Source organism: Hymenobacter lapidiphilus (assembly GCF_003417065.2).
Classification (GTDB): Bacteria; Bacteroidota; Bacteroidia; order Cytophagales; family Hymenobacteraceae; genus Hymenobacter.
Genome location: NZ_QVLT01000017.1, coordinates 24,852 through 47,651 on the forward strand (window position 1 = coordinate 24,852; position 22,800 = coordinate 47,651).

Consider the following 22,800-nt stretch of genomic DNA (forward strand, 5'->3'; position numbering starts at 1 on the left):
ATCTCCCCTCTCCCTTCTTTCTATGCGCTTCTGAAATTACGCTACTTCGCTTTTGAGCTTGTCGCCGAACACCGACTTCACCTTATCCACTTTGCTTTTGACCACGAACTGGCAGTAGGGCTGGCTGCGGTTTAGGTTATAGTAGTTCTGGTGGTAGGCCTCGGCGGGGTAAAACTCCGGCAGGGGCATTATTTCGGTGGTAATGGGGCCGTCGAAGGCGTTGGCATCGGCAAGCTTCTGCTTATAAGCTTCGGCCAGGCGCTGCTGCTCGTCGGAGTTGGTGTAGATGCCCGAGCGATACTGCGTACCGGCGTCGTTGCCCTGGCGGTTAAGGGTGGTGGGGTCGTGGGTTTTCCAGAACACCTCCAGCAGGTCCTCGAAGCTGATAACGGCCGGGTCGTAGCTGACCTGAATGACTTCGTTGTGGCCCGTCAGGCCGCTGCATACTTCTTTATAAGTCGGGTTGGAGATGCGCCCGCCGGTGTAGCCCGACACCACTTTCTCTACGCCCTTCAGGTTCTGAAATACAGCTTCGGTGCACCAGAAGCAGCCGCCGCCAAATGTAGCTTGTTCCATAAATCACGGATGTTGAATCGCAGATGTTGCAGATGAGAAGGATGACGCAGATACATTCTGCGGTGCCCCTATAACGCGTAAGGGCCGGTGGCTGTTCATAAACCCTGATATAATGCCAGCGCGGAGAATAACCGACTCAAAACGAACTTGCGTTACCCTTTTCATCTGCAACATCTGCGATTCAACATCCGTGATTTATTTGCGGAAGTTCTCGGCTACCACCAGCTTCTTGGTGCCGTGGGTCCAGGAGTAGAAGCCTTCGCCCGACTTCACGCCCAAGCGGCCGGCCATTACCATGTTTACCAGCAGCGGGCAGGGGGCATACTTGGGGTTGCCCAGGCCGTCGTGCAGCACCCGCATAATGGCCAGGCATACATCCAGGCCGATGAAGTCGGCCAGCTGCAGCGGGCCCATGGGGTGGGCCATGCCCAGCTTCATCACCGTATCAATCTCCTCGACGCCGGCTACGCCCTCGTGCAGCGTGATGATGGCCTCGTTGATCATGGGCATCAGGATGCGATTGGCCACGAAGCCGGGGTAGTCGTTGACCTCGGTGGGCGTTTTGCCCAGCTGCCGCGACAACTCCATCACCTTGGCCGTCACCTCGTCGGAGGTGGCGTAGCCCCGGATAACTTCCACCAGCTTCATTACCGGCACCGGGTTCATAAAGTGCATACCGATAACCTGGGTCGGGCGCTTGGTAACGGCCGCAATGCGGGTAATGGAGATGGAGGAGGTATTGGTGGCCAGAATGGCCTGCTCAGGGGCGTATTGGTCGATTTCACGGAATATATTGAGCTTGAGCTCCACATTTTCGGTAGCGGCCTCTACCACCAGATCAGCCTGCAGAACTCCCTCCGAAAGGCTGGTGTAAGTTGTGATGCGGCCCAGTGTGGCCGTTTTATCGGCTTCGGCCAGGCTGCCTTTACTTACCTGCCGGTCGAGGTTTTTGCCGATGGTGGCCATGCCCTTGTCGAGGGCTGGCTGGTTGATATCGATGAGGGCAACAGTGAATCCGTGCTGGGCAAATACGTGGGCAATGCCATTGCCCATCGTGCCCGAGCCAATAACGGCAACGTTCATAAAGGTGCGAAAAAGTGGGTGGGAAGAAACGAAAGCACGCCCAAACCGGGGTACGGGCGGGCCTTTGCAAATCTACGCCGAAACCCGGCCCCGCCCAATCCGGCAGGCGTTAGTAAGACCGACTACAAATTTTTTTTGTATCTCTTAAAACACCCTTGAAAGGCCTAAAAACGGGCTTTAGCTGTCGGGAATTAAAAATAGATGAAGCTGAATAAAACCTTTTGGGCAAAGGTGCGCGTACAAACCCGCAGAATGGCCTCCGAGCCGCTAATCATCCGCTGCGAATCGGAAACGTTGTTTTTCTCTCTCCCCTTTTTCCCCACTCTCTTCCTTTTCAATCATGGGTAATCTGTTGTACATCATCGCCGTCATTCTGGTCATCATTTGGGCTATCAGCTTCTTCGGTGGCTTTTTCTCCGGCAGCATTATTCACGTTCTGCTCGTAATCGCCATTATCGTAGTCCTGCTGCGCGTCATTCGGGGCGGTAGTGCGGTATAAGCACCGCCCGGCACATAGCCGACTGGAAATATAGCATTTCCGAAAAACCCAAGAAGCCCCGCTCAAGCAATTGAGCGGGGCTTCTTTATATGTGCCGCATGGGCAACTCCAGACCTTACTTCAGATCGAAAAGAAAGTTGAAGCGGATTTCCGGCTGTCCGTAGGGGGAGTTACGATTGCCTTGGTTGTCGATGCCGTCGTTGAAATTGTAGAGGACCACAATGTCGGCGGCAAACCGCTCACCAAACTGGCTGCGGTAACCGGCCCCGCCCAGCGGCGTGGTGGCCGTGGTGTTGCTGCTGTATACCTGGCCGAACGAATCGGTGGCTTTACCACGCAGGCGCGTTACCTCGTACTCGGCGTGCACAAAAAACTGCTTGTACACCATGTATTGTGCAAAGGCCTTCAGCCCAAGGTTGTTGTACTCGATTTTTTTGGGGTAGCCGAACTGCTGGTTGTAGGGCGAATAGCTGACGTTGATATAGGAGTAGCTGATGCCCGGGCCGATGGCGAACTTTTCCGTCACCCGATAGCCGATGGCCGGGGCAATACTCGCGTTAAACTGCCCGTCGCCAGCGTAGCTGCTGTAGCCCAACCCGAAGTTGGTGTACAAAAAGTACTTGCGCAACGGCGGCGGGGGCGGGGCCACACCCGCCCGCTGGGGTAAATCCATGCCCGAGGGCCGGTTGGGGTCGTAGGGCATGCCCGAGGCCGGCACGTTGGGGTCGGGCTGGTACACGGGTGGCGTGGTAGGCGCTGGCTGGGGCTCGTTGGGGGCCGTGGCCGGCTCCCGGCGGGGCCGGGCAGGGGCCGAGCCGGGCGGGGCCGTGTTCAGCTGCGGCTTCACGGTACGAACCGTATCGGCCGGCGTTGTCTGGGCGCGGGCAGCGGCGGGGATTAGCGCAGCGTCGGCCCCGCCCAGCAGCAGCGAAAACAGGAGTCTTTTCATGTGTTGAATTAGGTAGGAGAGTGGGTTATCTGCAACGGGCAAAAAAGCGAAATGGCGCGTTACTGCTATTCAATAACGCACCATCTCACCTTTCCCGTATGTGATCTGAAGGTTGTTGCTAAAGCTACGAAACCAGTTGGTACATGCGGCGCCGCTGCTCGCGAATGTTGTCGTCGGCCAGGTACTCCTCGTACGTCATGCGCCGGTCGATAACTCCGCCGGGCGTCAGCTCGATGATGCGGTTGGCCACGGTCTCAATTACCTTCAGGTCGTGCGAGGCGAACAGCAGCGTGCCGTTGAACTCCTGCAGCGAGTTGTTGAGGGCAGTAATGCTCTCCAGGTCGAGGTGGTTGGTCGGGTCGTCGAGCGTGAGCACGTTGCCGCCTTCCATCATCATCTTGCTCAGCATGCAACGCACCTTTTCGCCGCCGCTCAGCACGTTGCTTTTCTTCAGCGACTCCTCGCCCGAGAACAGCATCCGGCCCAGAAAACCGCGAATAAACGACTCATCCTTCTCGGTGCTGTACTGGCGCAGCCAGTCTACCAGGTTCAGGTCGGTATCGAAGAACTCGGTGTTCTCCTTGGGGAAGTAGCTGGGCGTAATAGTGGTGCCCCACGTAAAGCTGCCGGTGGCCGGCTTCACCTGCTCAAACAGAATGTCGAAGAGCAGGGAAGGCGCCCGGTCGTCGCGGCTTACCAGGGCCACCTTGTCGCCCTTATCGAGCATGAACGACACGTTGCGGAACACGGTCTGGCCATCTACCTTGGCGCTTAGGTTCTCCACCGCCAGCAGCTGGTTGCCGGCCTCGCGCTCGGGCTTGAAAGCAATATAGGGGTACTTGCGCGAGCTGGGCTTAATTTCTTCGAGCGTGAGCTTCTGGAGCAGTTTCTGGCGCGAGGTGGCCTGCTTGCTCTTCGAGGCGTTGGCCGAGAAGCGGCGCACGAACTCTTCCAGCTCCTTGCGCTTGTCCTCGGTTTTCTTGTTCACATCCTGGCGCTGGCGCAGCACCAGCTGGCTGCTCTCGTACCAGAACGAGTAGTTGCCAGGGTACATGGTAATCTTCGAGAAGTCAACGTCGGCCATGTAGTTACACACCGCATCGAGGAAGTGGCGGTCGTGGCTAACTACAATCACCGTGTTCTGGAACGAGTCGAGGAAGTTTTCGAGCCAGAGGACCGTTTCGGCATCGAGGCCGTTGGTGGGTTCGTCGAGCAGCAGCACGTCGGGGTTGCCAAACAGGGCCTGGGCCAGCAGCACCCGCACTTTGTCGGAGGTGCCGAGGTCGCCCATCAGGGTTTGGTGCTTGTCTTCGGCAATGCCTAGGCCCGAAAGCAGCTCGGCCGCCTCGTACTCGGCGTTCCAGCCTTCGAGGTCGGCAAACTCGCCTTCCAACTCGGCCGCCCGCTCGCCGTCGGCGTCCGAGAAGTCAGCCTTGGCATACAGGGTATCCTTCTCCTCCATTACTTTCCAGAGGCGGGTGTGGCCCATAATCACGGTCTGGAGCACCGGAAAGGCGTCGGCCGCAAACTGGTCCTGCCGGAGCACCGACAGGCGCGAGCCCTTGGGCATGTCCACCGAGCCGGTGTTGGCTTCGATTTCACCCGACAGGATTTTCAGGAACGTGGACTTACCAGCCCCGTTGGCCCCGATTAGGCCGTACACGTTGCCGGGCATGAACTTGATGGTAACGTCTTCAAACAGAACGCGCTTGCCGTAGCGCAGGCTTACGTTGGAGGTACTAATCATAGAAAGGAGTAGGCAAAAAAGAAATCAATAAGTGGCTCCCGGCTCTGCAAGCAGAGGAGCTGGCCGCAAAAGTACGGAAATTGCCCTCGCCGTTAAATTATCAGGACTTAGGGCGAGCGGAGCGGGTAAAAAATGGCGGCAAACGACAACAAGACGCCTACCAAGCTGGTATAAAGTGAAACAAGACTTTCCGGGCCGCATAAAGTCAACACGCGGCCTAGCCCGACTGGTTCCTGCGCTAACTCGCCAAAGTCCACCATTCCTGTTGTTACACTTTACCCTCTGTTGCTCGTCCTATGGCTGATTCCACAATTACTCCCGAAACCAACGGCGTCCGCTACGGCCTGTATACATCGACAGGCATGATGGTTTATTTCGTTGCTGCCTCGTTTATCAACTTGGCTGAGCGAATTGAATTCAGTTTCCTCAACGGCCTGATTCTGGCCGTCGGCGTCTGCTTTGCCATTGCGCGCTTCAAACGCAGCCGCGACGGCCGGATGGCTTACCTGGCGGGCTTCGGTACGGGCATCATTACGGCGGTTATTGCTTCCGTCGCCTTTGGCTTTTTCTTTATTCTTTATGCTGGCGTTATCAACCCCGGTATCATGGATGGCCTGCAGGCCCAGGACCTGTTCGGCTACGACCTATCGGTAACTATTGCCTTCCTCGCCATCATTCTGCAGGGAGGTATGTCCGGCATGATTATCTCGCTAATTGCCATGCAATACTTCAAGAGTCCCGACCACCAACCTATGACGGGCCTGGAGTAGGCCGCTACCCATCCCAGGCAGTTGATGCCAGCTGTATAGAATAGGGTGCACTAGCCTGCTGTTTATTTTTAAGTGCTTGATAGATATTGTTTTGACTCTATAAGTGATGCGTCTGACCCGTTGCAGAAACAGCAGAATGGGTTATTACAGGAAGATATAACAAATACATTATTCTAATATATAATTCGCTTAAAATTATATTGATATTCAACAATGTGGCTTTTTTTCTATATTATTGTATGATATATATGAGGCTTATGGAATTTTTGGTAGAATCAATTGGTTCTACTGCCAGCTGGGTTCTTTAGCCTCCCCGCAGTATAGCAAGTACCAACCATGAAAGCGTTTTTTTTAACTCTCCTCTTCATAGCTAGTCTGGGCTTGGCAGCGCAGGCCCAAAAGCAAGAGTACCATGCCGAACGACCTGACGGCATTGACCTGACCGTTGTGCAGGCTGAGGCGCTAACCCGGCAGATGACGGCACAACTACATCTGAACGAAGGTCAGATTGCCCGCCTTTACAAGGTTAATAGCATCAAAGTAGCTCAGGCCGACGAAATTCAGTGGCAGTATCATCAGAATCCGGTGCGGATGCAGCAGGCTCTTTCAGAGTTACAGTCGCACTACGATGCCGAGTGCAGCCGCATCCTGACCCCTACGCAGCTTAGCCTCCTGCGTGGACCGCAACCTGCCCCGGCTCCGCAACCAGATACCGAAGGTGGGCTGGGTTAGACCAGGATTCCGCAAAAGTTAGCGCTGGTAGCCAATACAGCTCCGGCCGCTCCCGATTCAGTTCGGGAGCGAGTTGTATCGTACGACAATGAATCAGCTGATTGTACACTGGTTTTGGGAGGCCTTTCGTGCGCGTGGAGAGGAGCGCTCCAGATCCGGCGTAGTATCGGGTAAATGCTTTGTTGAGACGTATAGAGGAATAGTACTGTTTGATTATTGGAGTTGCACAGGGAGGATGACCTCCGTAACGGTGCCAGTAGCGCCGCTACGCAGCATTACGCGGTTGGTGGCGGCACGCGGATTACCGGGGGCACACTGCGCGCCCGGCGCTACATAGTAGATATATATTTTGTCGCTCTGTTCGCCCAGTTCCTCCTCGTCTGGATGGCCCAGGAGCTCCGTTATATCATTAATGCGCGCCTCAAACAGGTCGGAACGGTGCTTTTCGAGGATTGGTACAAGCATAGCCCGTTGCCCACGGCAGCCGTACGGGTCGGCACGCCAAATGGCTGTGTCGAAACCGGGCAGGCGTTTTAGCGCGTGGCCACAGCCGGAAAAAGCAAACAACGCTGCTGGGAGTAGGAACCAGGATAAGCGCAAAGAAGGGATTCTCATGAGCAGGAAAACCAGGAAGCCGGTGGCGGTTTTGCGGAAGAAATGCTAATTTTGAACTGGCCCCGACTGCGGGGCACTGCAAGGTACCGCCAAATTCTATGCTTCCCATAACGCTCACTGCAGGCCCATGACGAAGTTGCCGACGCTGACCGCCGGATTTATCCTGACCTTGTTTAGCAGTTTCACGCCTGCCGGGCGGGTTTCGAGCGGGCCAGGCGCTGTGCCCGCTGAAGCAGTAGCCGTCGTACCTGCCAATTCCCGTACCAGGCTGTTGGGGCCATCGCTACTGAATCCGGCTGAGCGCACTGTCTACCTGGCTGCGTTTGAGCAGCACGTGGCCCGCACTTACATTCGAGCCGGCCTGATGAATGCCGCGCTGCCGCTGCCCGTGTACCGGCAGGCACTGCTGGGCTTCTACAACCTGCAGCAGCAGGGCCAGATTCAGGCCGATACCCGTACCCTCACCATTGCCGATTTCAGCCAGTCGAGCAACCGCGAGCGGCTGTGGGTGGTTGATGTGAGTGAAGGTCGGCTACTGCACCACACGCTGGTTGCGCACGGCAAGAATACAGGGGAAGAATTCGCCCGCAACTTCTCCAACATAGAGGGCTCCGAGAAAAGCAGCCTGGGCTTCTACGTTACCGGCCCCACCTACCACGGCAAGCACGGCCTGTCGTTGCGGCTGCAGGGCGTAGATGCGGGCTACAACACCAATGCCCACACCAGAGCAATAGTAGTGCATGGGGCCGATTATGTGAGCAAGACCTTTGCCAGCCAGCACGGCCGGCTGGGGCGCAGCCAGGGCTGTCCGGCCCTGCCGGCCGCCGAATCGGCCGCCATTATCCGGACGATAAAGGGTGGCACGGTGCTCTACATTCACGGCCCGGCGCAGGTTAGCTACCGCTCGACTCTGCTGGAACTGGATGCCGCACTAATGGCTTTCGCCCGTGGGCAACAGAGCCTGGCCTCGCGGCCGGGCTAACCCCAACCGAGGCGTCAGGTCAGGTTCTTCCTAAGCATAAAGCCCGCCGCCGGTATGTACTGGCGGCGGGCTTTATGCTTAAAGAATGTGCGGCCGCTTAGGCCCGGTCGCTGGTTGTGCGTACCAGGTTGATGCCGGCAAAGAAGAAAATAAGGCCTACAACAAAAGGCACAAGTGAATTCATTTTGCTCAGGCCCATGCCCCCAATCTGCAGGAAGGCCAGCGCCGCCCATATAATGCCAATGATGCCCAGGATGGTAAGGATGGTGCCAAAAGTGCGTTTCTGATTCATGGTCAGGGAGAAGAAGGGTGAAAGAGGGGGAACCCGAACGGGAAAGAGGTCGGTACGGAGCCTGATACGTGGCCCGGGTATTATAAGGTTTAGGTCAGGGGCGCAACCCTAGCCGCGCGGCCGCGTTACGAAACGCCAACGACCTCCCTTTCTTCCAATCCTTTTTCCTCCCTGCTATGCGTGGTAACATTCGCTACCTGCTGGCCCTGCTGATGGCCGCATTTGCTTTCATTCCCTATTACTGTAACACCCAGAAAAACGAGGTGACCGGCGAGGTGCAGCACGTTAATATGTCGGCCGATCAGGAAATTGCCCTCGGCCTGCAGGCCGCCCCCGAAATGGCGGCCCAGTACGGCGGCCTGCACCCCGACCAGGAGGCCCGCGCCGCAGTGGAGCGAATCGGGCAGAAAATTGTGCAAAGCACCAAAGCCCGCCAGACACCTTATCAGTTCAAGTTTCATTTGCTGGCAGATGAGAAAACCATCAACGCATTTGCCCTGCCCGGCGGCCAGATCTTCATCACGGCCGGCCTGCTGAAAAACCTGACTACTGAAGGCCAGGTGGCCGGTGTACTGGCCCACGAAATCGGGCATGTAGTGGCCCGGCACTCGGCCGAGCAGGTGGCCAAGTCGAAGCTGACCAACGGCCTGACCGGGGCCGCCGCCATTGGCCTCTACGACCCCGAGCGGCCCGGTACGGCTGCCAGTGCCGCCGCCGCCGCCATGGTGGGCAAGCTGCTGACGATGCGCTACGGCCGTGAAGATGAGCTGGAAGCCGACCGGCTGGCCGTAGACTTTACGCCCGCCGCCGGCTACGATCCGCGCGCCATGCTGCAGGTAATGGAAGTGCTGGACCGCGGAAACGGCAGCGGCAACCCTCCCGAGTTCCTGAGCACTCACCCCAATCCCGGCAACCGCATTCAGGAAATTCAGCGCGATATTGAGGCCGATTTCCCGCAGGGGCTGCCGGCCGGCCTCAAGCCCTAGTTACGGCGCACATTTCGCTCTTTTTTACTCTACACGAATATAGCCGGCAGCATAGCCGGCTATATCGTGTAGAGCCAACCAGCTGCCTGCCTTTCCCGCCGGCGCTCCTGCTGCTACTGGTACGCTATGAAAACCGCATCTTCGGGTCCGCTGCAGCGGTTGCTGTTCGTGCTCAACCCCATATCGGGCGACATCAATAAAAGCCAGCTTCGCGACACCATTGCCGCATACTGCGCCGAGCGGGGCCGCCAAGCCGAGTTTTTCGATACGGCCGGCGAGCAGGATTTGGACCGCCTACGCGACCTGTTGGCAGCCGCCCCTCCGCCCGATGCCGTGTTTGCTGCCGGTGGCGACGGCACGGTGAGTATGGTAGCCGAGGCGCTGGTCGGCAGCATGGTGCCGCTGGGTATTCTGCCGCTGGGTTCGGGCAACGGAATGGCCAAAGATCTGGCCATTCCGCTTACGCTGAACGAAGCGCTGGCTCTTACTTGGCAGCACGATATCCGGCAACTGGACACACTGCGGGTGGGTGGCCGGTTCACGGTACATCTGGCCGATATGGGCTTCAATGCCTGCGTGGTAAAGCGCTTTGCCGAAGGCGGCGTGCGCGGCCCCGGAGCATACGTACGCATTGCCACCCAGGAGTATGCTGGCTACACGCCTGGCACCTACCACATCGAAACCGAGCATGAAAACTGGCAGGGTGAGGCCTTTATGCTCACCATTGCCAATGCCAATACCTTCGGTAGCAATGTGGTCATCAACCCCGACCGGGAGCTGGACGACGGGCAGTTTGAAATTTGCCTTATTGCGCCCTTCCCGGGAAGGGCGGCACCCGGCCTGCTTTACCGCCTGTACACCAGCAATTTCGATAGCTCGGACTATACCCGCCGCCTGAGCTGCCACCATGCCCGCATTACGGTGCCCGGTGCCAGCGAAGTACTGGTACAGCTGGATGGCGAGCCGTATATGCTTGCCTGTCCGGTCGAAATCAGCCTGCAGCCGCGTAGCCTACGGGTGCTGGTACCGCCCGCTACGGCCGGGGCGCCCCCGCGTACGTAACGCTGGCAGCTGGTCCGGCGGTGGCATCCGAACCGGGACTAAGCTGCAGCCGGAACACCTCGGGCGTACCGGTGGGGGGCTCGTAAGTGCGGAGCCAGGTTTCGTGAGGGCCATAAAAGTCCAGCCCGAAAAAACCCTGATGTTCGTGTACGAAGGTGGCTTGGCCACCGGCCTGCACGAAGGCCGTTTTGCTGCCGGCCCCGCTAACCAGGTAGTGGCCCCCGCTACGCTCGAAATACTGCAGGTTATGGTCGTGGCCGGCAGCGTAGATAACGCCGGGAAATTCGTGTAGCACCCGCAGCAGCCGGCGGCGCATTCGGCGGTAGCGGGGGTGGGCCATGTCTTCGGCCGCACCCACCGTTTTGCGGTACAGCGGCAGCAGCGAGCCAATGAAAGGTAGCGGAACGTACGCCCGCTTATTGACCGTAGTAAGCGGAAACACGTGCTGCTTGGCGGTGAACTTGCCCCCGTGCAGGGCATTCGAGTACAGCGGATGGTGCCCGGCCACGAGCACCTGCTGGTGCCGGTTGGCCTGCAGTAGCGCCCGCAGCTGGCGGAAAGGCCGCCACGGATCGGCGGCCGGCCGGGGCCCGTTCTGTACCCACCACTGGGTATTGAAAACAATCAGGAGCAGGCCCTCGGCAAGCTGCAGGCTCACCGGGCCGGGGGCGCCATCAACGGGCAGGTAGTGGGCCGTGGGTAGATGCTCGCGCACATACGCCTCTTGCCGGCGCAGGTACTCCCAGCCATCGGAGCGGCCCTTGTTCCAGTCGTGGTTGCCGCTGAGCATTACCACCCGCCCCTCAAAGCGGCCCAACGCCGCCAACAGGGTATTGAAGCGAGCTTCGGCAGCAGCCCGGCCGGAGGTGTGGGGGGCAGGTAGCCCCACAGGATAAATATTGTCGCCGAGCAGCACCACTGTGCCGGCCGGGCCGGCTTCCTGCTGCCATTGTTCGAGCAGCTGCAACACGGGGTCGGAACCATCGGTGGCCACGGCTCCGGGGTCGCCGAGCAGGGCTACACGATGATAGGGCGGGCGGTTGGGCTGGGGCCGGTTTGCCCAGTCGTGGGCGGTAGAGGCCACGTAGGGGCGGCGGCGGTAGTTTCGCTCCTGCACGTAGCGCCGGGCCAGCCACAGGGTCAGCAGCCCGGCCAATATAAGTGAGGCGTAAAAGAAGTAGTCGATAGTCATCAGTTTATGCCTGAGAGAGCGGAGCAGCGTACGTGGGCCGGCATCTGCCAGCGGAAGCCTGCTGCTCCTTCAGTGGCTGTTATCAACTACGTATCGAACGTTAAAAAGTAGGTGGCGTAAGGTTTTTGAAGTGGCCATTGAGGCGCACGCGCTCCTTAAGGCGCTCGGTTTCCTGCAACACGGGCAGAATGTGTTCGAGGTGGCGAAGCGCCATTATCTGCCGATCGGCTTCGGTATCGGCCTCCAGTAGCTCGTACTCCTGCTCGGTGCTCATGCCCAGCTGATGGGCCACATCGTAAATGCGGAAGTCGGTTGGCAAATCGAGGAACAGGCGGCGCAGGCCCAGAATGCCATAAAGCTGTTCAATTAACACACGGGTTCGGTCGTGCAGTGCCGGGTCGGCGTCCTTATCATCGGTCAGGTCGCGCACGCTAGCTCCGGCATAAAGTTTACCAGGCAGCTCGCGCTGAAAATCCTCCATTTCAAACACCCCAATAGCCTTGGTCCGGATGTCGAGTTCGCCCGATGGATAGTTTTTTTCCACATCCATGAGGCGTACCTCGGTGCCACGGCGGCTTACGCCCCCGTTCAGGAAGGGCATAATGCCGAACATGATGCCCTCCAGCAGGCAGTCGCGCACCAGCTGGCGGTAGCGGGGCTCGAAGATGTGCAGATTGAGCTTTTCGCCGGGAAATACGACCAGATTAAGCGGAAACAGAGCGAGTTGACGCATAAAGTAAACGAGCAGAAAGGGCAGTGCAGAAGCAGGAAGCTACGGGCCCCTGGGCGTAATAACAACGTCGATACCCAAATCTTCCCGACCCGGCCGGCGCTTTTTTGGTAGGTTGCAGTGGGCGGGGCGTGGGGTTGGCGTAAAGAGCCGCTATTTTTGCTCGTATTCCGGAGTCGGAGTGCAAGCCTTTTTTAAGCGGTTGAGTGCGTGAGAGATTTTAAACAGATTGCCCGCCGAACGGGCCGGATAGCCCTACAGGTGCTGGCCGTGGCCTTCCTGACGTCGGTGGCCTGGGTACTGCTTTACCGCTGGGTGAGCCCGCCCGCCACCTGGCTGATGCTCGACCGCCGGGCCCACGCTCCGGTTGGCCTGGGCTACCAGGGCATCCGCGAAGCCGACCGCCGCATTCAGTACGACTTCAAAAGCCTGACCGACGTATCGCCCGAGCTGCCGCTGGCCCTGGTGGCGGCCGAAGACCAGCGGTTTCTGCTGCACCACGGCTTCGATGGCGACGCGCTCCTAAAGGCGGCCAAATCGAACCTGAGCGGCAGCAAGCAGCTGCGTGGCGGCAGCACTATTACGCAACAGGTGGCTAAGAACGTGTTTTTGTGGCAGGGACGCAGCTACGTGCGCAAGGCTGCTGAGGCCTACTTCACGTTGCTCATCGAGCTTCTCTGGGACAAGCGCCGCATTATGGAAATGTACCTGAACGTGGCCGAAATGGGCGACTGTATTTTCGGGGCCGAAGCGGCCTCGCAGGCTTACTTCGGCAAGCCAGCCGCCAAGCTGAGCGCCGCCGAGGCGGCCCTGCTGGCCGGTGTACTGCCCAACCCGCTCCGGTTTCGGGCCAGCAACCCGGGCCCCGTCGCCCGCTCCAAGCAGCGCCGGGTACTGCGCCGCATGCGCGCCCTGCGCGGCACCGACTACGTTAGGGAGTTGACGGAGAAGTAAGTTGAATGGGTAGATGAAAGACCCAAAAGGCTGTCATGCTGAGCGAAGGCGGAGCCGGACTTGAAGCATCTCTACCACAACAGTTATTTTCAATCGTCAAGGTTACCATTGCGGTGGAGATGCTTCAAGTCCGGCTCCGCCTTCGCTCAGCATGACAGCGTTCTACACTAATATATCCCTTCTTTACATGAAACGTCTGCTTCTTCCGCTGCTGCTGGCCTCGATGGTCGCCGCGCTGCCCGCTTGCTCGCCGCGCTTGTCTGCGGTGCTTACGCCGGCCATCGAAACTGCCGCCCGCCAGGATATTCTGGCGGTGCTAAGCACCCAGACGGCCGCCTGGAACCGGGGCGATGTGGCCGGCTTCATGCAGGGCTACTGGCAGAACGACTCACTGGTATTTATCGGCAAAAGCGGCCTCACCTACGGCTGGCAGCCCACGCTCGACAACTACCGCCGCAGCTACCCCAACCCGGCCGCCATGGGCCAGCTCGATTTCAGCCGCCTGCAAATCCGGCCCCTCAGCCCCGATGTCGCCCAGGTTATCGGCCGCTGGCACCTGGCCCGCCCCGCTGCCGGCGACCTACAGGGGCATTTCCTGCTGGTAATGCGCCGCCTTGCAGGTAAGTGGGTGGTAGTAGCCGACCACTCGAGCTAGGATAGAAGCTTAATTACGAACGTCATTCAAAAGGGCAGCGAAGAATATCGTCGAAGTCGTTGCAAGGGTGATTGTTCAACAACTTCGGACGATATTCTTCGCTCCGCGCTGAATGAAGTTCGGATTTTCTCTAACCCCTAACCCCTAACCCCTAATCCCTGATAACCATTACCTAATTCCTTATTCCTCTACCTCATCCTTCGCCTTTTCCTGCTCCACGGCCGGAATGGCTTCGTGGAAGATGAGGCCGGTGGCAGCGGCGTGCTCGGCGGCCTGCACAGTGTCCTGCACCAGCAGCATCTCTACTTTATCGCCCCGTAAGTCTTCGCGCACCTGCTCGACGAGGGCGGCGCGGTCGGCACGGTTTACGTCGCGGATGTAAATGGACAGGATGCGGCCGGGGTGGCGGCGCACTACTTCGCGGTAAATGTTGGCGTCTTCCTGGCCCGAGTCGCCGATGAGCACGAAGGGCAGGAGCGGGTAGGTAAGCAGCAGGTTCTCGATTTCGTGTAGCTTGTGGGTGTGGTGGCTGCTGGCCGCGGCCGTCTGGCGCTTCAGGGCCGCGTCGCGCAGCAGCAGCGGGCCGGGCGGAATGCCGTTCAGCTCCAGGAAATCGTCGAGCAAATCGTAGAGGTTCCAGGGCGAGCTGCTGACGTAGAAGAACGGGTTGTTGCGCTTCCCATTACGGCCCAGCTGCAGCTGGCGGTAGAACTCGGCCACGCCTTTGAAGGGCAGCCGGGAGCGGGCGTTGCGCAACAGTACCGTACGGGCCATGCGCAGCAAATTGGTAGCCGAAGTCTCAATTACGGTGTCGTCGAGGTCAGAAATGATGCCGTACTCGGCGTCGGGCGGCGGAATGAGTACCATGGCAGTAGCGCGCAGCCCGTGCGGGGTGGGGAAGGGGGGCGGTGCCTGTTGCAACGCCACCTCAACCGGATACCATAGGAAATCGACCGGCGTGGGCAGCGTCTTCGGGGTCAGGTTGAGGGTAAAGTAGCCCTCCTCGTCGGTGAGGATGGGGTGGTCGGAGCCGTCGGTGGGGCGGATGCTGATTTGGGCGCCGGTAATTTCATTGCTGTCGAAGCGGCGGTACATGTTTAGCAGGTTGTTCCAGCGCGAGGCGGTGGGGTCGGGCTCTCCTATGCCTTTATCGGTGAGCAGGCGGCCTTTCACGTAGAGGCGCTCGGGCGTGCCGTAGCTGCGGTAGGGCACCAGCTGCAGCGGGTGCAGCAGCCCGAGGCGGGCCCGTAGGCGGGTTAAAGATTCGTCGGCGTTTTCGGCCCAGGTGTGGAGTGTATCGCGGAAAGGAAGCATAGAGCGCAAATAAAGCAATTGATCGGAGAGCTGTCTACGCAGAAGCCCGTCCGGGGTGTTGCTCCGTCGGTGGTAATGGATCAGCCTCAACCACAAAAAAGGCTCCCGGCAAATTGCCGGGAGCTGATAACTGCGGATGCAGGTGCGCCTACAATGCGCTTCGCAGCTGGTTGAAGTCGTCGGAGCCGGCCGTGCGGTTACGGCAGTTCAACTGGTCGGCCTTGGCCTGAATGCTCTGAACGCGGTTGCCAGGGTTGGGGTGGGTGCTCAGAAACTCGGGTGGGCTGGCCTGGCCGTCGTTCTGGGTTTTGATGAAGAAACCAGCCGCCCCGTCGCAGGCGTAGTAATTGGTACCGTTGAGGTATTCCACCGAGTAGGCATCGGCCTCAATTTCGTAGTCGCGGCTGAACTTGAGCTGCCCCAGGCCGCTGGCTACGTCTACCAGCGCATTCTGGTTGTTGCCCAGCACCAGGCTCAGCAACACACTGATGCCGTACTGCTGCTGTAACTGGCGCGAGGTGTGGCGGCGGTCGGCGTGGGCAATTTCGTGGCCGATTACCCCGGCAAGCTGGGTTTCGTTGTCGAGGTACTTAATCAGCCCCGAGTACACATAGATATGCCCGCCGGGAGTAGCAAAGGCGTTCCGGGTCTGGTCGTCCTTGATGATTTTTACATCCCAGGGGAATTCGTTGCGGTACTGGAGCTTGCCTGAGTTGAGTACCCGGAGCACTATTTTATTGAGGGCCGCGTAGGCCTGGGGGTTGCTGCCGGGTTCCAGCAGTTGGCCTTTAGTCCGAAAAGTTGAGTCGGTCTGGGCCGCTACTTGCTCGCCCAGGGCCTTATCGTCTTCGATGGAGAACAGGAGCACTCCGTCGCCGTCTTTGGAGCAGGAGGCTACGCCGCCGAGGGTGAGGGCCAGGCCTGCCAGGAGGCCGGTTTTTTTTAAAATATTCCGCATGTGAAGCGAAGAATTGAATGGTTGAATAAGAGAGAGTCAGTTGGCTTGCTAGAAAAAATGGTGCCAGGGCCAGCGGTGCACCAACGGTCTAGCCAGGCGAGGTGTTGCTTGCCGGGACGTGAAAACAGGCACTGGGCGCGCAGGATGCGGCCAATCAGGCAGAAAAAAACATTTAGCCAGGTAGCCCGCTTCGTCTGGCAAGGCGCCGAGCGGGGGCCACCTTCCACCGGGTTTCTGCGTAGAGCAAAACCCGCCCGCCAGCTCCGGTGCGTGCCGTATTTCCTGTTCATTTCGCTATGGTTACCACTGCCACCGCCCGCCCCAAAACCAAGAAAAAACGCCTCGACCCGCTACCGGCGGCCCACGAGCTTTACAAAGACCCCGCCCGCCAGGCCGAGCTGGCCGGCCTGCGCTACCTCACCGATTCCAAGCCCGGCCTCACCCGCGAAACCACCCGGGCCGGCAAAGTCCGCTACCGCACGGCCAAGGGCGAGCTGCTCGCGGACGAAAAAGAACTGGCCCGCATCGGGGGCTTCGTAATTCCGCCGGCCTGGACTGACGTCTGGATTTCGCCCTCGCCCAACAGCCACCTGCAGGTTACGGGCCGCGACGCCAAGGGCCGCAAGCAGTACCTCTACCACGCCGCCTGGGATCAGGCCCGGGCCCTGACCAAGTTCAGCCGGCTGCGGGCCTTCGGCGAAAACCTGGCCGAACTGCGGGCCCGCATGCACAAGGATCTGGCCCGCCCTCAGTTCGATAAAACCAAAGTGGTAGCCCTGGTGCTCACGCTCATGGATCAGTCGTTTATCCGCGTCGGCAACAAGGAATACGCCAAAAAGAACAAAACCTATGGCCTGACCACGCTGCGCGACAAGCACGTGAACGTGAGCGGGGCCGATGTGCGCTTTAGCTTCGTGGGCAAGAAGGGCGTGCCCCACGACCTGACCATCCACGACCGGAAACTGGCCCGCATGGTGCAGAAGTGCAAGGAAATTCCAGGCCAGCACCTGTTCCAGTATTACGCCCCCGACGGCCATCGCCAGGAGCTGGAATCGGGCGACGTGAATGCCTACCTGCATGAGGCCACCGGCCTAAGCCTCTCAGCCAAGGACTTCCGCACCTGGGGCGGTACCGTGAAAATGGTGGAGGCGCTGGAGCGAATTCTGGACGAGGAGCCCGACTTCCCGCGCCCTAAAACCCTGAAGCGAGCCGTGAAGGACGTGGCCGAAAACCTGGGCAACACGCCCACCGTGTGCTCCAAATACTACATCCACCCCCAGGTTATCGAGCTGTTCAACTCCAACCAGCTCCTCGACTACCTGCGCCGCCACGACGTCGACCCCCAGCAAAACGACCTGCTCACGCCCACCGAACACATGGTGCTGGAAATGCTTACGGAGATTAAAAATTAAAAGTGGAGAGCTGAAAATGGCTATTGAGTGGTTCCCAATCGGGTCGCTCAACGGCCATTTTCAACTCTCCACTTTTAATTTTTAATTCGACTTTACCTTCCCGACCCGTCCCGGTCGAAAGCGTGGGAGAGGACATCGTGGGCGGTTTTGTCCTTGGTTTCGGAGCCGGGCTGGAAATTGTTGTTGCGGTCCGTGTCGAAGAAGCGGGTGCGCTTGCGCAGGCCGGCTACGCGGGAGGAGTCGCGCACGAGGTCTTCCTGGGGGCCGCCGTAAATGTCGATGAAGGGCGAGCGGCGCACCTTGCCCGATACCAGAAACTCGTCTTTGCCCTTGAGGCCGTGTAAGCGTACTGTTTCGGTTTCGCGCGGGTCGAAGCTGCGGCTGTAGAGCAACTGGCCCTGCGACTGCCCGGCGGGCACCTTTTCCAGCGAATACACCGATACCACGGTGGCCGTGTCGCTCAGGCGCTCTACCACAAACCGCTCCTTCTCATCGGTGCCGGCTACCATTACTTCCTTTGCCTGCAGCCGGTAGAATTCGTCGGCTACCTGGGGCAGCTTAGCGCGGCGGGCTTTCAGGGCGGCCACCATGCGCGGGCCCTCGTAGGCGTGCACCGCGGGCGGCAGTCCCTGGCGCACGGCCTGCTCAATTACGGCATCGGTAAGGCGCTGCTGCAGCTCGCGGGCCGTGGCCAGGTAGGTGGCGCGCGGCACGGCGGGCAGCACCCGGCTGTCGATAAACGAGGCGTTGCGGGTGTAGCCGGCAATACTTTCGTAGCCGGGGCCGAAGGTGCGGAACTTGGCCACAGCCTTGCTCACCACCCACGAAGCCCAGCCATCATCGAACCGGAAAAATACCTGGTCGCGGTCCTGCGGAACGGGTTGCCAGCGCCGTTGCCGGTCGGGCTGGGGGTAGGCGGCCCAGCTCCACTGGCCTTCGTGCCGGTCCCAGTCGCCGAGCCACATGTCCAGCAGGCGGGCCCGCACGAAGGCCACGCCGTCGAGCTGGTCGCGCTGATTTTCGTAGCGGGCGGGCAGCACCTCCTCCGATTCGTCGAGGTTGGTGGCTCCGGCCACCGGCCCGTCAATATTTTCCTTGCCCTCGTACCGGCGCTCCACCAATACAACCCGGCCCTGAAACCGTTTCGAATCGGGTCCGAGTCCGGTTTCATCGGCGCGCACATAGTAGGGCCGTGGGCTGCTATGCGGTACGCCGGCGGCCTTGGCCAGCGGCGGTACCACAAAGGCTCCATAGGGCATAGCCGCCGAGGTAGCGTCGCGCACGGCCCCGAATACAAATGTGGCCCGCAGAACCTTGGGCAGCGTTTTTTCGGGGTTTTTGTCGATGGTGCGCACCGCGTAGCTGCGCCCCGCCGAATCGGCCATGGTCAGGCTGGTGGTTTGAAATCCTCCGCCCATCTTTACGAATTTCAGCCCGCCCGGTGCCAGCCGCTCAGGCCGGAATATGGGCAGCGTCACTGGCTCGGCCCAGGCTCGGCGGTAGTGCGGGCCCAGCACGAAGCGGCCCAGCGGCCCACGCTGATAATGGCGGCCGGGCGTTACCAGCGCGCTATCGGCGGTAGGCGGCAGGGGAGTGGTGTGGGCCACGCGGGCATCGGGCTGAAAAAAGGGTTTGCGGCTGCAGGCGGTGGCACTCAGCAGCAGTAATGGCAGGGCGTAACGATAGTTCATGCAGGGCGGAAAGTTCGCGGCAGTGGCTAATGCTACGTAATTGGTAGCGGCTTGTTTGTTGCGGCTTGTTGGTTTCGCAACAACCGCCGGCCCCGGCTTTGCGCTATAAGGGTAGTTGGCCCGCCTGGCGGCGGCCGCTTGGTTGGTTCTCCTTCTCTCATATTGTGTCTTTTCCCTCCTTTTCGGCCTGGCTGATGACCGGCTTTGGCAGCAGTCTGCTGCTGCTGTCCTGCTCGGCTCCGGCCCAGCCTTCGGGCGTGGCTTCTACGTCCCGCCCCGTTATCGGCCCCGACTCGACGGTGCTGGTTGCGGCCGGCCCCCAATACGACCGGGGCGGTGTGCATCGTTTTTTCTGGGGTACCCACTACCGCGACCTGTGGAAGCTCCCGGTGCGGGTACCCGTATTTAACCTGCGCACGGCCGTGCCCGGCGGCCTGACGCCCATCAAGGAGGGCGGCTCGTTCCAGACCAAGAACCTACGCCTCGTAGACCGGAGCGGCCGCGAGTACGTGCTGCGCTCCGTGGATAAGGATGCCACCCGGGCTCTGCCCGAAGGGCTGCGCGAGGGCCCGGTGGGCCGCATCATGAAGGACCAGACCAGCGTGATCCATCCGTTCGGAGCCTACATTGCCGCGCCGCTAGCCACCGCCGCCGGCCTCTACCACACCAACCCCCGCCTCGTGTACGTGGCCGACGACCCGGCTTTGGGGGAGTTTAGGGAGGAGTTTGGGTATGCGCTGTATCTGTTTGAGGAGCGGCCCGAAGGCGACCAGACAACGGTTGCGAGCTTCGGTCGCTCGGCTTCGGTTGAAAGTTCGCGCAAGGTGTTCACCAACCTGCTGACCAGCTCCCGGTTTCAGGTGGACGCCCGCCAGTACCTGCGCAACCGCCTGTTCGATATGTGGCTCGGCGACTGGAGCCGGCGCGAAGATCAGTGGCGCTGGGCCAGCTTCCCGGCTTCGGCCGGTGGTACCATCTATCGGGCAATTCCGCGCGACCGGGACCACGCCTTTTTCAAGTTTGATGACGGCCTGCTGACGCACATGATTGGCTGGGTGAAAACCAATTACCAGAGCTTCCACGAGAAAATAAGGCTGGCCGATGTGGAAGGACTCAACCGGGCTGCCCTGCCCATGGATAAGTCGCTGCTGGCCTACCTGACCCGCGAGGATTTCCAGCAGGTGGCCGATTCGCTGACCGTGGCGTTGTCGGACGACGTGATTGCCCGCGCGCTGGCCGTGTGGCCGCCCGAAGTACGAGAGCTAAGCCAGGCCGAGTTCACGCGTAAGCTCCGCGCCCGCCGTGCCCAGCTGCCCGCCGTAGCCAACCGGTTTTACGAGCTGCTGGCCCGCGACGTAGAGCTGCCCGGCACCGACGAGGCCGAGCGGTTTGTGGTGGAGCCCGCCGGCCCCGATGCCGTGCGGGTGCAGCTGCTGCGCCGCACCCCCCAAGGCGATACGCTCCTGCACCAACGCACCTTTTCGGCCCCCGAAACCCGTTCTGTCAAGCTCTTCGGGCTGGGGGGCAACGATGCTTTCGAGTTGCGCGGCGAGCCTACCGGTCGTATCCAGCTAGGTATCTACGACGGTTCGGGCCAGGATTTGATTGAGGCATCGCCCGTTCCCCTGAAGCGCCCCGTAAGCCGCCTTACCATTTACGAAAGCGGCGACGGCAACACCTTGCGGGTAGGCAAGTTCAAAACCGAAGCTTACCAGCCCCAGGCCCGCGAATTCGACGCCGCCGGCTGGCTCCTGCGCCATCGGCTGTACTAGTGCGTACGGCAGCGGCCCCATCCAGCCCCAGTTTCAGATGTCTGTGTTGACCACATCTGAGACTGGGACTGGATGGGGCCGCTGCCGTATAGGTGGCCCTGCTCCGGATTGCCTGCCAGAACAGGGCAACGCCCCGATAAAATTACTTGTTCACTGATTGCTGAAGCCAGCTGGTGGCAATGCCCTCGTCGCTAAAAAGTCGCACCTGATACTCGTTTTTGGAAGCCAGAGACGAGGACTGCGCCAGCACAGCCAAGGGCGTAGCAGGCGTTTTGCCCGGCTGCCAGGTAGCGCCCACCAGGCAGGCCAGGTATACAGGGCGGTTGTTGAGGGCTGAGCTTAGCTCGGGCAGAAACTCCTGGGCCAGCCAATCCACCATTTCGGCATTAGGCTGGACGCGGCGGCGCGAATCAATTAGCCAGCAGGTGGCTTGGTGCTGGATGGCCGCCTGTAATACCTGGGTGTAGCCCTCCTGCAACTCGCTTCTTTTTACATCACGAAGCCAGCGCACAATGAGCAAGTCGAGGTCGGAACGAAAGGTAATCGAAAGCGCAAGGGTATTGACGGGCATCTAGAAACAGAATAGTGGAGCAACTCAGTAAGTTAAAGATACGGCCTGCTTGCTGAACCGACTGCTGGCTTGCGTACTAAAGCACGCAAACGGCTAGCCTGGCTGCGAGGACATCGGGCATAGTAAGAAGCTTATGTTGCTTCAGCCGCCGGCGTAGCTTGCCAGCCCACTGCCGCCCACTGGAAGCCGGCTGCATTTATTGCGTACCCGGAGGCCGCCTGGGGCCGGCCGGTATGTACAGGGTCGCTGTTTTCAATCCTTTCGGCATACCGGGCAACTACCTGGGCCACTCCAACAGCGAAAGAAACGCCAGCCACTAGCTGAATACCTTCACCTTATCCTTGTGCTTGGTGCGCAGGTACTGGCGGATAATCTGCTGCACGTCCTTATTGTCGTTGTAGCGCGTAATGGCGTCGCGGAAGTCCTCGAAGCGACGGGCCGAGAAGGTCTCATCCACGTAGCCAAAGCCCAGATAGCGGCCGTTTTCTACCACTACCAGCGTCTTCTCGTCGGGCCGGCGGCCTTCCCCAATCACCACAAACGAGCCGTGCTCGTAGGTAAACGACTCGATGGCCGCCTCCACGCGCTTGTTGTACTCCTCGGCCGGCTCCAAGCCCAGGCAGGCGCCCTGGCAGCGGTGTACCTGATAGTCGAAGCACGCGCCCGGCGTTTTGTATAGGTCGCAGAGCTTCTGGCACAGGTTGAACTTGGAAACCTTGTGAAACAGGAAGCCCTTGGCCTTGAACTGGTTGCCCAGCGCAATCAAGGGGTGCGACTCGGCGTGGTCGTCGGCGCGTCCATAGTAGAGGTGCTTGTAGCCCTGATCGTCGGTGCGAAGGAAGATGCCCGCCGGAAACACCGAGCGTCGCTGCTGCCGGTTATACAGCGGCTTCAGACGCTTGATTTCGTGCGACTCGTAGAGCAGCGCCACCAGCTCCGAACCCGTCAGCTCCCAGGTGATTTCCGATATCGAGTTCTTGAACTCGATACTCTTGCGCGACTTGTAATCGACGGCGAAATGCTGCTGAATACGCTTGTAGATATTGATACTCTTACCCACATAAATTACTTCGCCGGCCTCGTTGTGGAAATAGTACACGCCCGCCTCGTGGGGCAGCGCGGCTACATGCTGAGGCGTAATGTTGGGGGGCAGCAACGCCGTTTTAATGGCCTCCTGCACTGCCTTCATCTTGCGGGGTGAGGGCGCTTTGGTGGCGGTGAGCGTCGCCGTTTCGGCCGCCGCCGGCTTGCGGCCCGA

The 22,800-nt window shown here is 59.8% G+C and carries 23 protein-coding genes; 10 read left to right on the top strand and 13 right to left on the bottom strand.

The genetic code is table 11. The annotated features are described in order from the left end of the window. Positions 1-36 precede the first annotated feature (36 nt). Together msrA and D0N36_RS11470 are read right to left on the bottom strand one after the other, a co-directional pair. On the bottom strand, positions 37-576 hold the full coding sequence (msrA, locus tag D0N36_RS11465) for a peptide-methionine (S)-S-oxide reductase MsrA (RefSeq protein ID WP_116941562.1): 540 nt from the start codon (positions 574-576) through the stop codon (positions 37-39). 195 nt (positions 577-771) lie between these two features. Continuing rightward, positions 772-1,659 (bottom strand): 3-hydroxyacyl-CoA dehydrogenase family protein, encoded by an 888-nt coding sequence (locus tag D0N36_RS11470; protein ID WP_116941564.1) that lies wholly within the window; start codon positions 1,657-1,659, stop codon positions 772-774. 340 nt (positions 1,660-1,999) lie between these two features. Here D0N36_RS11470 and D0N36_RS11475 point away from each other — a divergent pair, with 340 nt between their 5' ends. After that, positions 2,000-2,158: a lmo0937 family membrane protein gene (locus D0N36_RS11475; protein ID WP_116941567.1), complete on the top strand. Its 159-nt coding sequence runs from the start codon at positions 2,000-2,002 to the stop codon at positions 2,156-2,158. Between the two features lie 115 nt (positions 2,159-2,273). Here the strand turns inward: D0N36_RS11475 and D0N36_RS11480 are convergent, their stop codons facing one another. Together D0N36_RS11480 and D0N36_RS11485 are read right to left on the bottom strand one after the other, a co-directional pair. Continuing rightward, positions 2,274-3,107: a hypothetical protein gene (locus tag D0N36_RS11480; RefSeq protein WP_116941570.1), complete on the bottom strand. Its 834-nt coding sequence runs from the start codon at positions 3,105-3,107 to the stop codon at positions 2,274-2,276. 124 nt (positions 3,108-3,231) lie between these two features. Then, positions 3,232-4,854, bottom strand: coding sequence for an ABC-F family ATP-binding cassette domain-containing protein (locus D0N36_RS11485; RefSeq protein ID WP_116941571.1), 1,623 nt, complete (start codon positions 4,852-4,854; stop codon positions 3,232-3,234). 296 nt (positions 4,855-5,150) lie between these two features. On the opposite strand from D0N36_RS11485, the gene D0N36_RS11490 reads away from it, so the two are divergent. Together D0N36_RS11490 and D0N36_RS11495 are read left to right on the top strand one after the other, a co-directional pair. Next, positions 5,151-5,624, top strand: a complete 474-nt coding sequence (locus tag D0N36_RS11490; protein WP_116941572.1) for a DUF4199 domain-containing protein — start codon at positions 5,151-5,153, stop codon at positions 5,622-5,624. A 336-nt stretch (positions 5,625-5,960) separates the two neighbouring features. Beyond that, complete coding sequence (locus D0N36_RS11495) at positions 5,961-6,356, top strand: hypothetical protein (protein ID WP_116941573.1); 396 nt, start codon at positions 5,961-5,963, stop codon at positions 6,354-6,356. A gap of 213 nt (positions 6,357-6,569) precedes the next feature. Here D0N36_RS11495 and D0N36_RS11500 read toward each other — a convergent pair whose 3' ends face one another. Next, on the bottom strand, positions 6,570-6,821 hold the full coding sequence (locus D0N36_RS11500; protein ID WP_147320843.1) for a hypothetical protein: 252 nt from the start codon (positions 6,819-6,821) through the stop codon (positions 6,570-6,572). A gap of 421 nt (positions 6,822-7,242) precedes the next feature. Here D0N36_RS11500 and D0N36_RS11505 point away from each other — a divergent pair, with 421 nt between their 5' ends. Further along, positions 7,243-7,953: a murein L,D-transpeptidase catalytic domain family protein gene (locus tag D0N36_RS11505; protein ID WP_199798325.1), complete on the top strand. Its 711-nt coding sequence runs from the start codon at positions 7,243-7,245 to the stop codon at positions 7,951-7,953. Between the two features lie 97 nt (positions 7,954-8,050). On the opposite strand, the gene D0N36_RS11510 is transcribed toward D0N36_RS11505, so the two are convergent. Then, on the bottom strand, positions 8,051-8,245 hold the full coding sequence (locus D0N36_RS11510) for a hypothetical protein (protein WP_116941577.1): 195 nt from the start codon (positions 8,243-8,245) through the stop codon (positions 8,051-8,053). Between the two features lie 176 nt (positions 8,246-8,421). Here D0N36_RS11510 and D0N36_RS11515 point away from each other — a divergent pair, with 176 nt between their 5' ends. After that, the gene (locus D0N36_RS11515) at positions 8,422-9,231 is read left to right on the top strand and encodes a M48 family metallopeptidase (protein ID WP_116941580.1); all 810 of its coding nucleotides are present in this window, start codon (positions 8,422-8,424) and stop codon (positions 9,229-9,231) included. 126 nt (positions 9,232-9,357) lie between these two features. Beyond that, the gene (locus D0N36_RS11520) at positions 9,358-10,293 is read left to right on the top strand and encodes a diacylglycerol/lipid kinase family protein (protein WP_242478889.1); all 936 of its coding nucleotides are present in this window, start codon (positions 9,358-9,360) and stop codon (positions 10,291-10,293) included. On the opposite strand, the gene D0N36_RS11525 is transcribed toward D0N36_RS11520, so the two are convergent. Both D0N36_RS11525 and D0N36_RS11530 read right to left on the bottom strand, forming a co-directional pair. Beyond that, a complete protein-coding gene (locus tag D0N36_RS11525; protein ID WP_116941583.1) occupies positions 10,265-11,485 on the bottom strand; it encodes a metallophosphoesterase in 1,221 nt (406 codons plus the stop codon). The two genes, D0N36_RS11520 and D0N36_RS11525, sit on opposite strands and share 29 nt — an antisense overlap. A 100-nt stretch (positions 11,486-11,585) precedes the next feature. Then, positions 11,586-12,218 carry an LON peptidase substrate-binding domain-containing protein gene (locus D0N36_RS11530; protein WP_116941586.1) on the bottom strand — a complete coding sequence of 211 codons (633 nt, stop codon included), beginning with the start codon at positions 12,216-12,218 and terminating at the stop codon, positions 11,586-11,588. A 207-nt stretch (positions 12,219-12,425) separates the two neighbouring features. On the opposite strand from D0N36_RS11530, the gene mtgA reads away from it, so the two are divergent. Further along, the gene (gene mtgA, locus D0N36_RS11535) at positions 12,426-13,169 is read left to right on the top strand and encodes a monofunctional biosynthetic peptidoglycan transglycosylase (RefSeq protein WP_116941589.1); all 744 of its coding nucleotides are present in this window, start codon (positions 12,426-12,428) and stop codon (positions 13,167-13,169) included. Positions 13,170-13,356: 187 nt separating this feature from the next. Next, positions 13,357-13,824, top strand: a complete 468-nt coding sequence (locus D0N36_RS11540; protein ID WP_116941591.1) for a YybH family protein — start codon at positions 13,357-13,359, stop codon at positions 13,822-13,824. Positions 13,825-14,004: 180 nt separating this feature from the next. Here the strand turns inward: D0N36_RS11540 and D0N36_RS11545 are convergent, their stop codons facing one another. Both D0N36_RS11545 and D0N36_RS11550 read right to left on the bottom strand, forming a co-directional pair. Then, entirely contained in the window at positions 14,005-15,138 is a 1,134-nt protein-coding gene (locus D0N36_RS11545) for an App1 family protein (protein WP_116941593.1), read from the bottom strand. Positions 15,139-15,286: 148 nt separating this feature from the next. Further along, positions 15,287-16,096, bottom strand: coding sequence for a M48 family metalloprotease (locus tag D0N36_RS11550; protein WP_116941596.1), 810 nt, complete (start codon positions 16,094-16,096; stop codon positions 15,287-15,289). A gap of 296 nt (positions 16,097-16,392) precedes the next feature. Here D0N36_RS11550 and D0N36_RS11555 point away from each other — a divergent pair, with 296 nt between their 5' ends. Continuing rightward, positions 16,393-17,508: a DNA topoisomerase IB gene (locus D0N36_RS11555; RefSeq protein WP_116941598.1), complete on the top strand. Its 1,116-nt coding sequence runs from the start codon at positions 16,393-16,395 to the stop codon at positions 17,506-17,508. 92 nt (positions 17,509-17,600) lie between these two features. On the opposite strand, the gene D0N36_RS11560 is transcribed toward D0N36_RS11555, so the two are convergent. Then, a complete protein-coding gene (locus D0N36_RS11560; protein ID WP_116941601.1) occupies positions 17,601-19,199 on the bottom strand; it encodes a hypothetical protein in 1,599 nt (532 codons plus the stop codon). A 164-nt stretch (positions 19,200-19,363) separates the two neighbouring features. Here D0N36_RS11560 and D0N36_RS11565 point away from each other — a divergent pair, with 164 nt between their 5' ends. Further along, positions 19,364-20,971, top strand: coding sequence for a hypothetical protein (locus tag D0N36_RS11565; protein ID WP_147320844.1), 1,608 nt, complete (start codon positions 19,364-19,366; stop codon positions 20,969-20,971). Positions 20,972-21,113: 142 nt separating this feature from the next. Here D0N36_RS11565 and D0N36_RS11570 read toward each other — a convergent pair whose 3' ends face one another. Beyond that, positions 21,114-21,542 carry a hypothetical protein gene (locus D0N36_RS11570; RefSeq protein WP_116941605.1) on the bottom strand — a complete coding sequence of 143 codons (429 nt, stop codon included), beginning with the start codon at positions 21,540-21,542 and terminating at the stop codon, positions 21,114-21,116. A 316-nt stretch (positions 21,543-21,858) separates the two neighbouring features. Next, positions 21,859-22,731 carry a GIY-YIG nuclease family protein gene (locus D0N36_RS19630; protein WP_242478893.1) on the bottom strand — a complete coding sequence of 291 codons (873 nt, stop codon included), beginning with the start codon at positions 22,729-22,731 and terminating at the stop codon, positions 21,859-21,861. Between the last annotated feature and the right edge of the window lie 69 nt (positions 22,732-22,800).

Bases quoted from the DNA above. Each gene is read 5' to 3' on its own strand.
- D0N36_RS11545 (WP_116941593.1), bottom strand. From the start codon at position 15,138: ATGCTTCCTTTCCGCGATACACTCCACACCTGGGCCGAAAACGCCGAC.
- D0N36_RS11520 (WP_242478889.1), top strand. From the start codon at position 9,358: ATGAAAACCGCATCTTCGGGTCCGCTGCAGCGGTTGCTGTTCGTGCTC.
- D0N36_RS11495 (WP_116941573.1), top strand. From the start codon at position 5,961: ATGAAAGCGTTTTTTTTAACTCTCCTCTTCATAGCTAGTCTGGGCTTG.
- D0N36_RS11480 (WP_116941570.1), bottom strand. From the start codon at position 3,107: ATGAAAAGACTCCTGTTTTCGCTGCTGCTGGGCGGGGCCGACGCTGCG.
- D0N36_RS11515 (WP_116941580.1), top strand. From the start codon at position 8,422: ATGCGTGGTAACATTCGCTACCTGCTGGCCCTGCTGATGGCCGCATTT.
- D0N36_RS11530 (WP_116941586.1), bottom strand. From the start codon at position 12,218: ATGCGTCAACTCGCTCTGTTTCCGCTTAATCTGGTCGTATTTCCCGGC.
- D0N36_RS11570 (WP_116941605.1), bottom strand. From the start codon at position 21,542: ATGCCCGTCAATACCCTTGCGCTTTCGATTACCTTTCGTTCCGACCTC.
- D0N36_RS11485 (WP_116941571.1), bottom strand. From the start codon at position 4,854: ATGATTAGTACCTCCAACGTAAGCCTGCGCTACGGCAAGCGCGTTCTG.
- D0N36_RS11525 (WP_116941583.1), bottom strand. From the start codon at position 11,485: ATGACTATCGACTACTTCTTTTACGCCTCACTTATATTGGCCGGGCTG.
- D0N36_RS11540 (WP_116941591.1), top strand. From the start codon at position 13,357: ATGAAACGTCTGCTTCTTCCGCTGCTGCTGGCCTCGATGGTCGCCGCG.
- D0N36_RS11475 (WP_116941567.1), top strand. From the start codon at position 2,000: ATGGGTAATCTGTTGTACATCATCGCCGTCATTCTGGTCATCATTTGG.
- D0N36_RS11560 (WP_116941601.1), bottom strand. From the start codon at position 19,199: ATGAACTATCGTTACGCCCTGCCATTACTGCTGCTGAGTGCCACCGCC.
- D0N36_RS11490 (WP_116941572.1), top strand. From the start codon at position 5,151: ATGGCTGATTCCACAATTACTCCCGAAACCAACGGCGTCCGCTACGGC.
- D0N36_RS11470 (WP_116941564.1), bottom strand. From the start codon at position 1,659: ATGAACGTTGCCGTTATTGGCTCGGGCACGATGGGCAATGGCATTGCC.
- D0N36_RS11500 (WP_147320843.1), bottom strand. From the start codon at position 6,821: ATGCTTGTACCAATCCTCGAAAAGCACCGTTCCGACCTGTTTGAGGCG.
- D0N36_RS11555 (WP_116941598.1), top strand. From the start codon at position 16,393: ATGGTTACCACTGCCACCGCCCGCCCCAAAACCAAGAAAAAACGCCTC.
- D0N36_RS11550 (WP_116941596.1), bottom strand. From the start codon at position 16,096: ATGCGGAATATTTTAAAAAAAACCGGCCTCCTGGCAGGCCTGGCCCTC.
- msrA (WP_116941562.1), bottom strand. From the start codon at position 576: ATGGAACAAGCTACATTTGGCGGCGGCTGCTTCTGGTGCACCGAAGCT.
- D0N36_RS11510 (WP_116941577.1), bottom strand. From the start codon at position 8,245: ATGAATCAGAAACGCACTTTTGGCACCATCCTTACCATCCTGGGCATC.
- D0N36_RS19630 (WP_242478893.1), bottom strand. From the start codon at position 22,731: ATGAAGGCAGTGCAGGAGGCCATTAAAACGGCGTTGCTGCCCCCCAAC.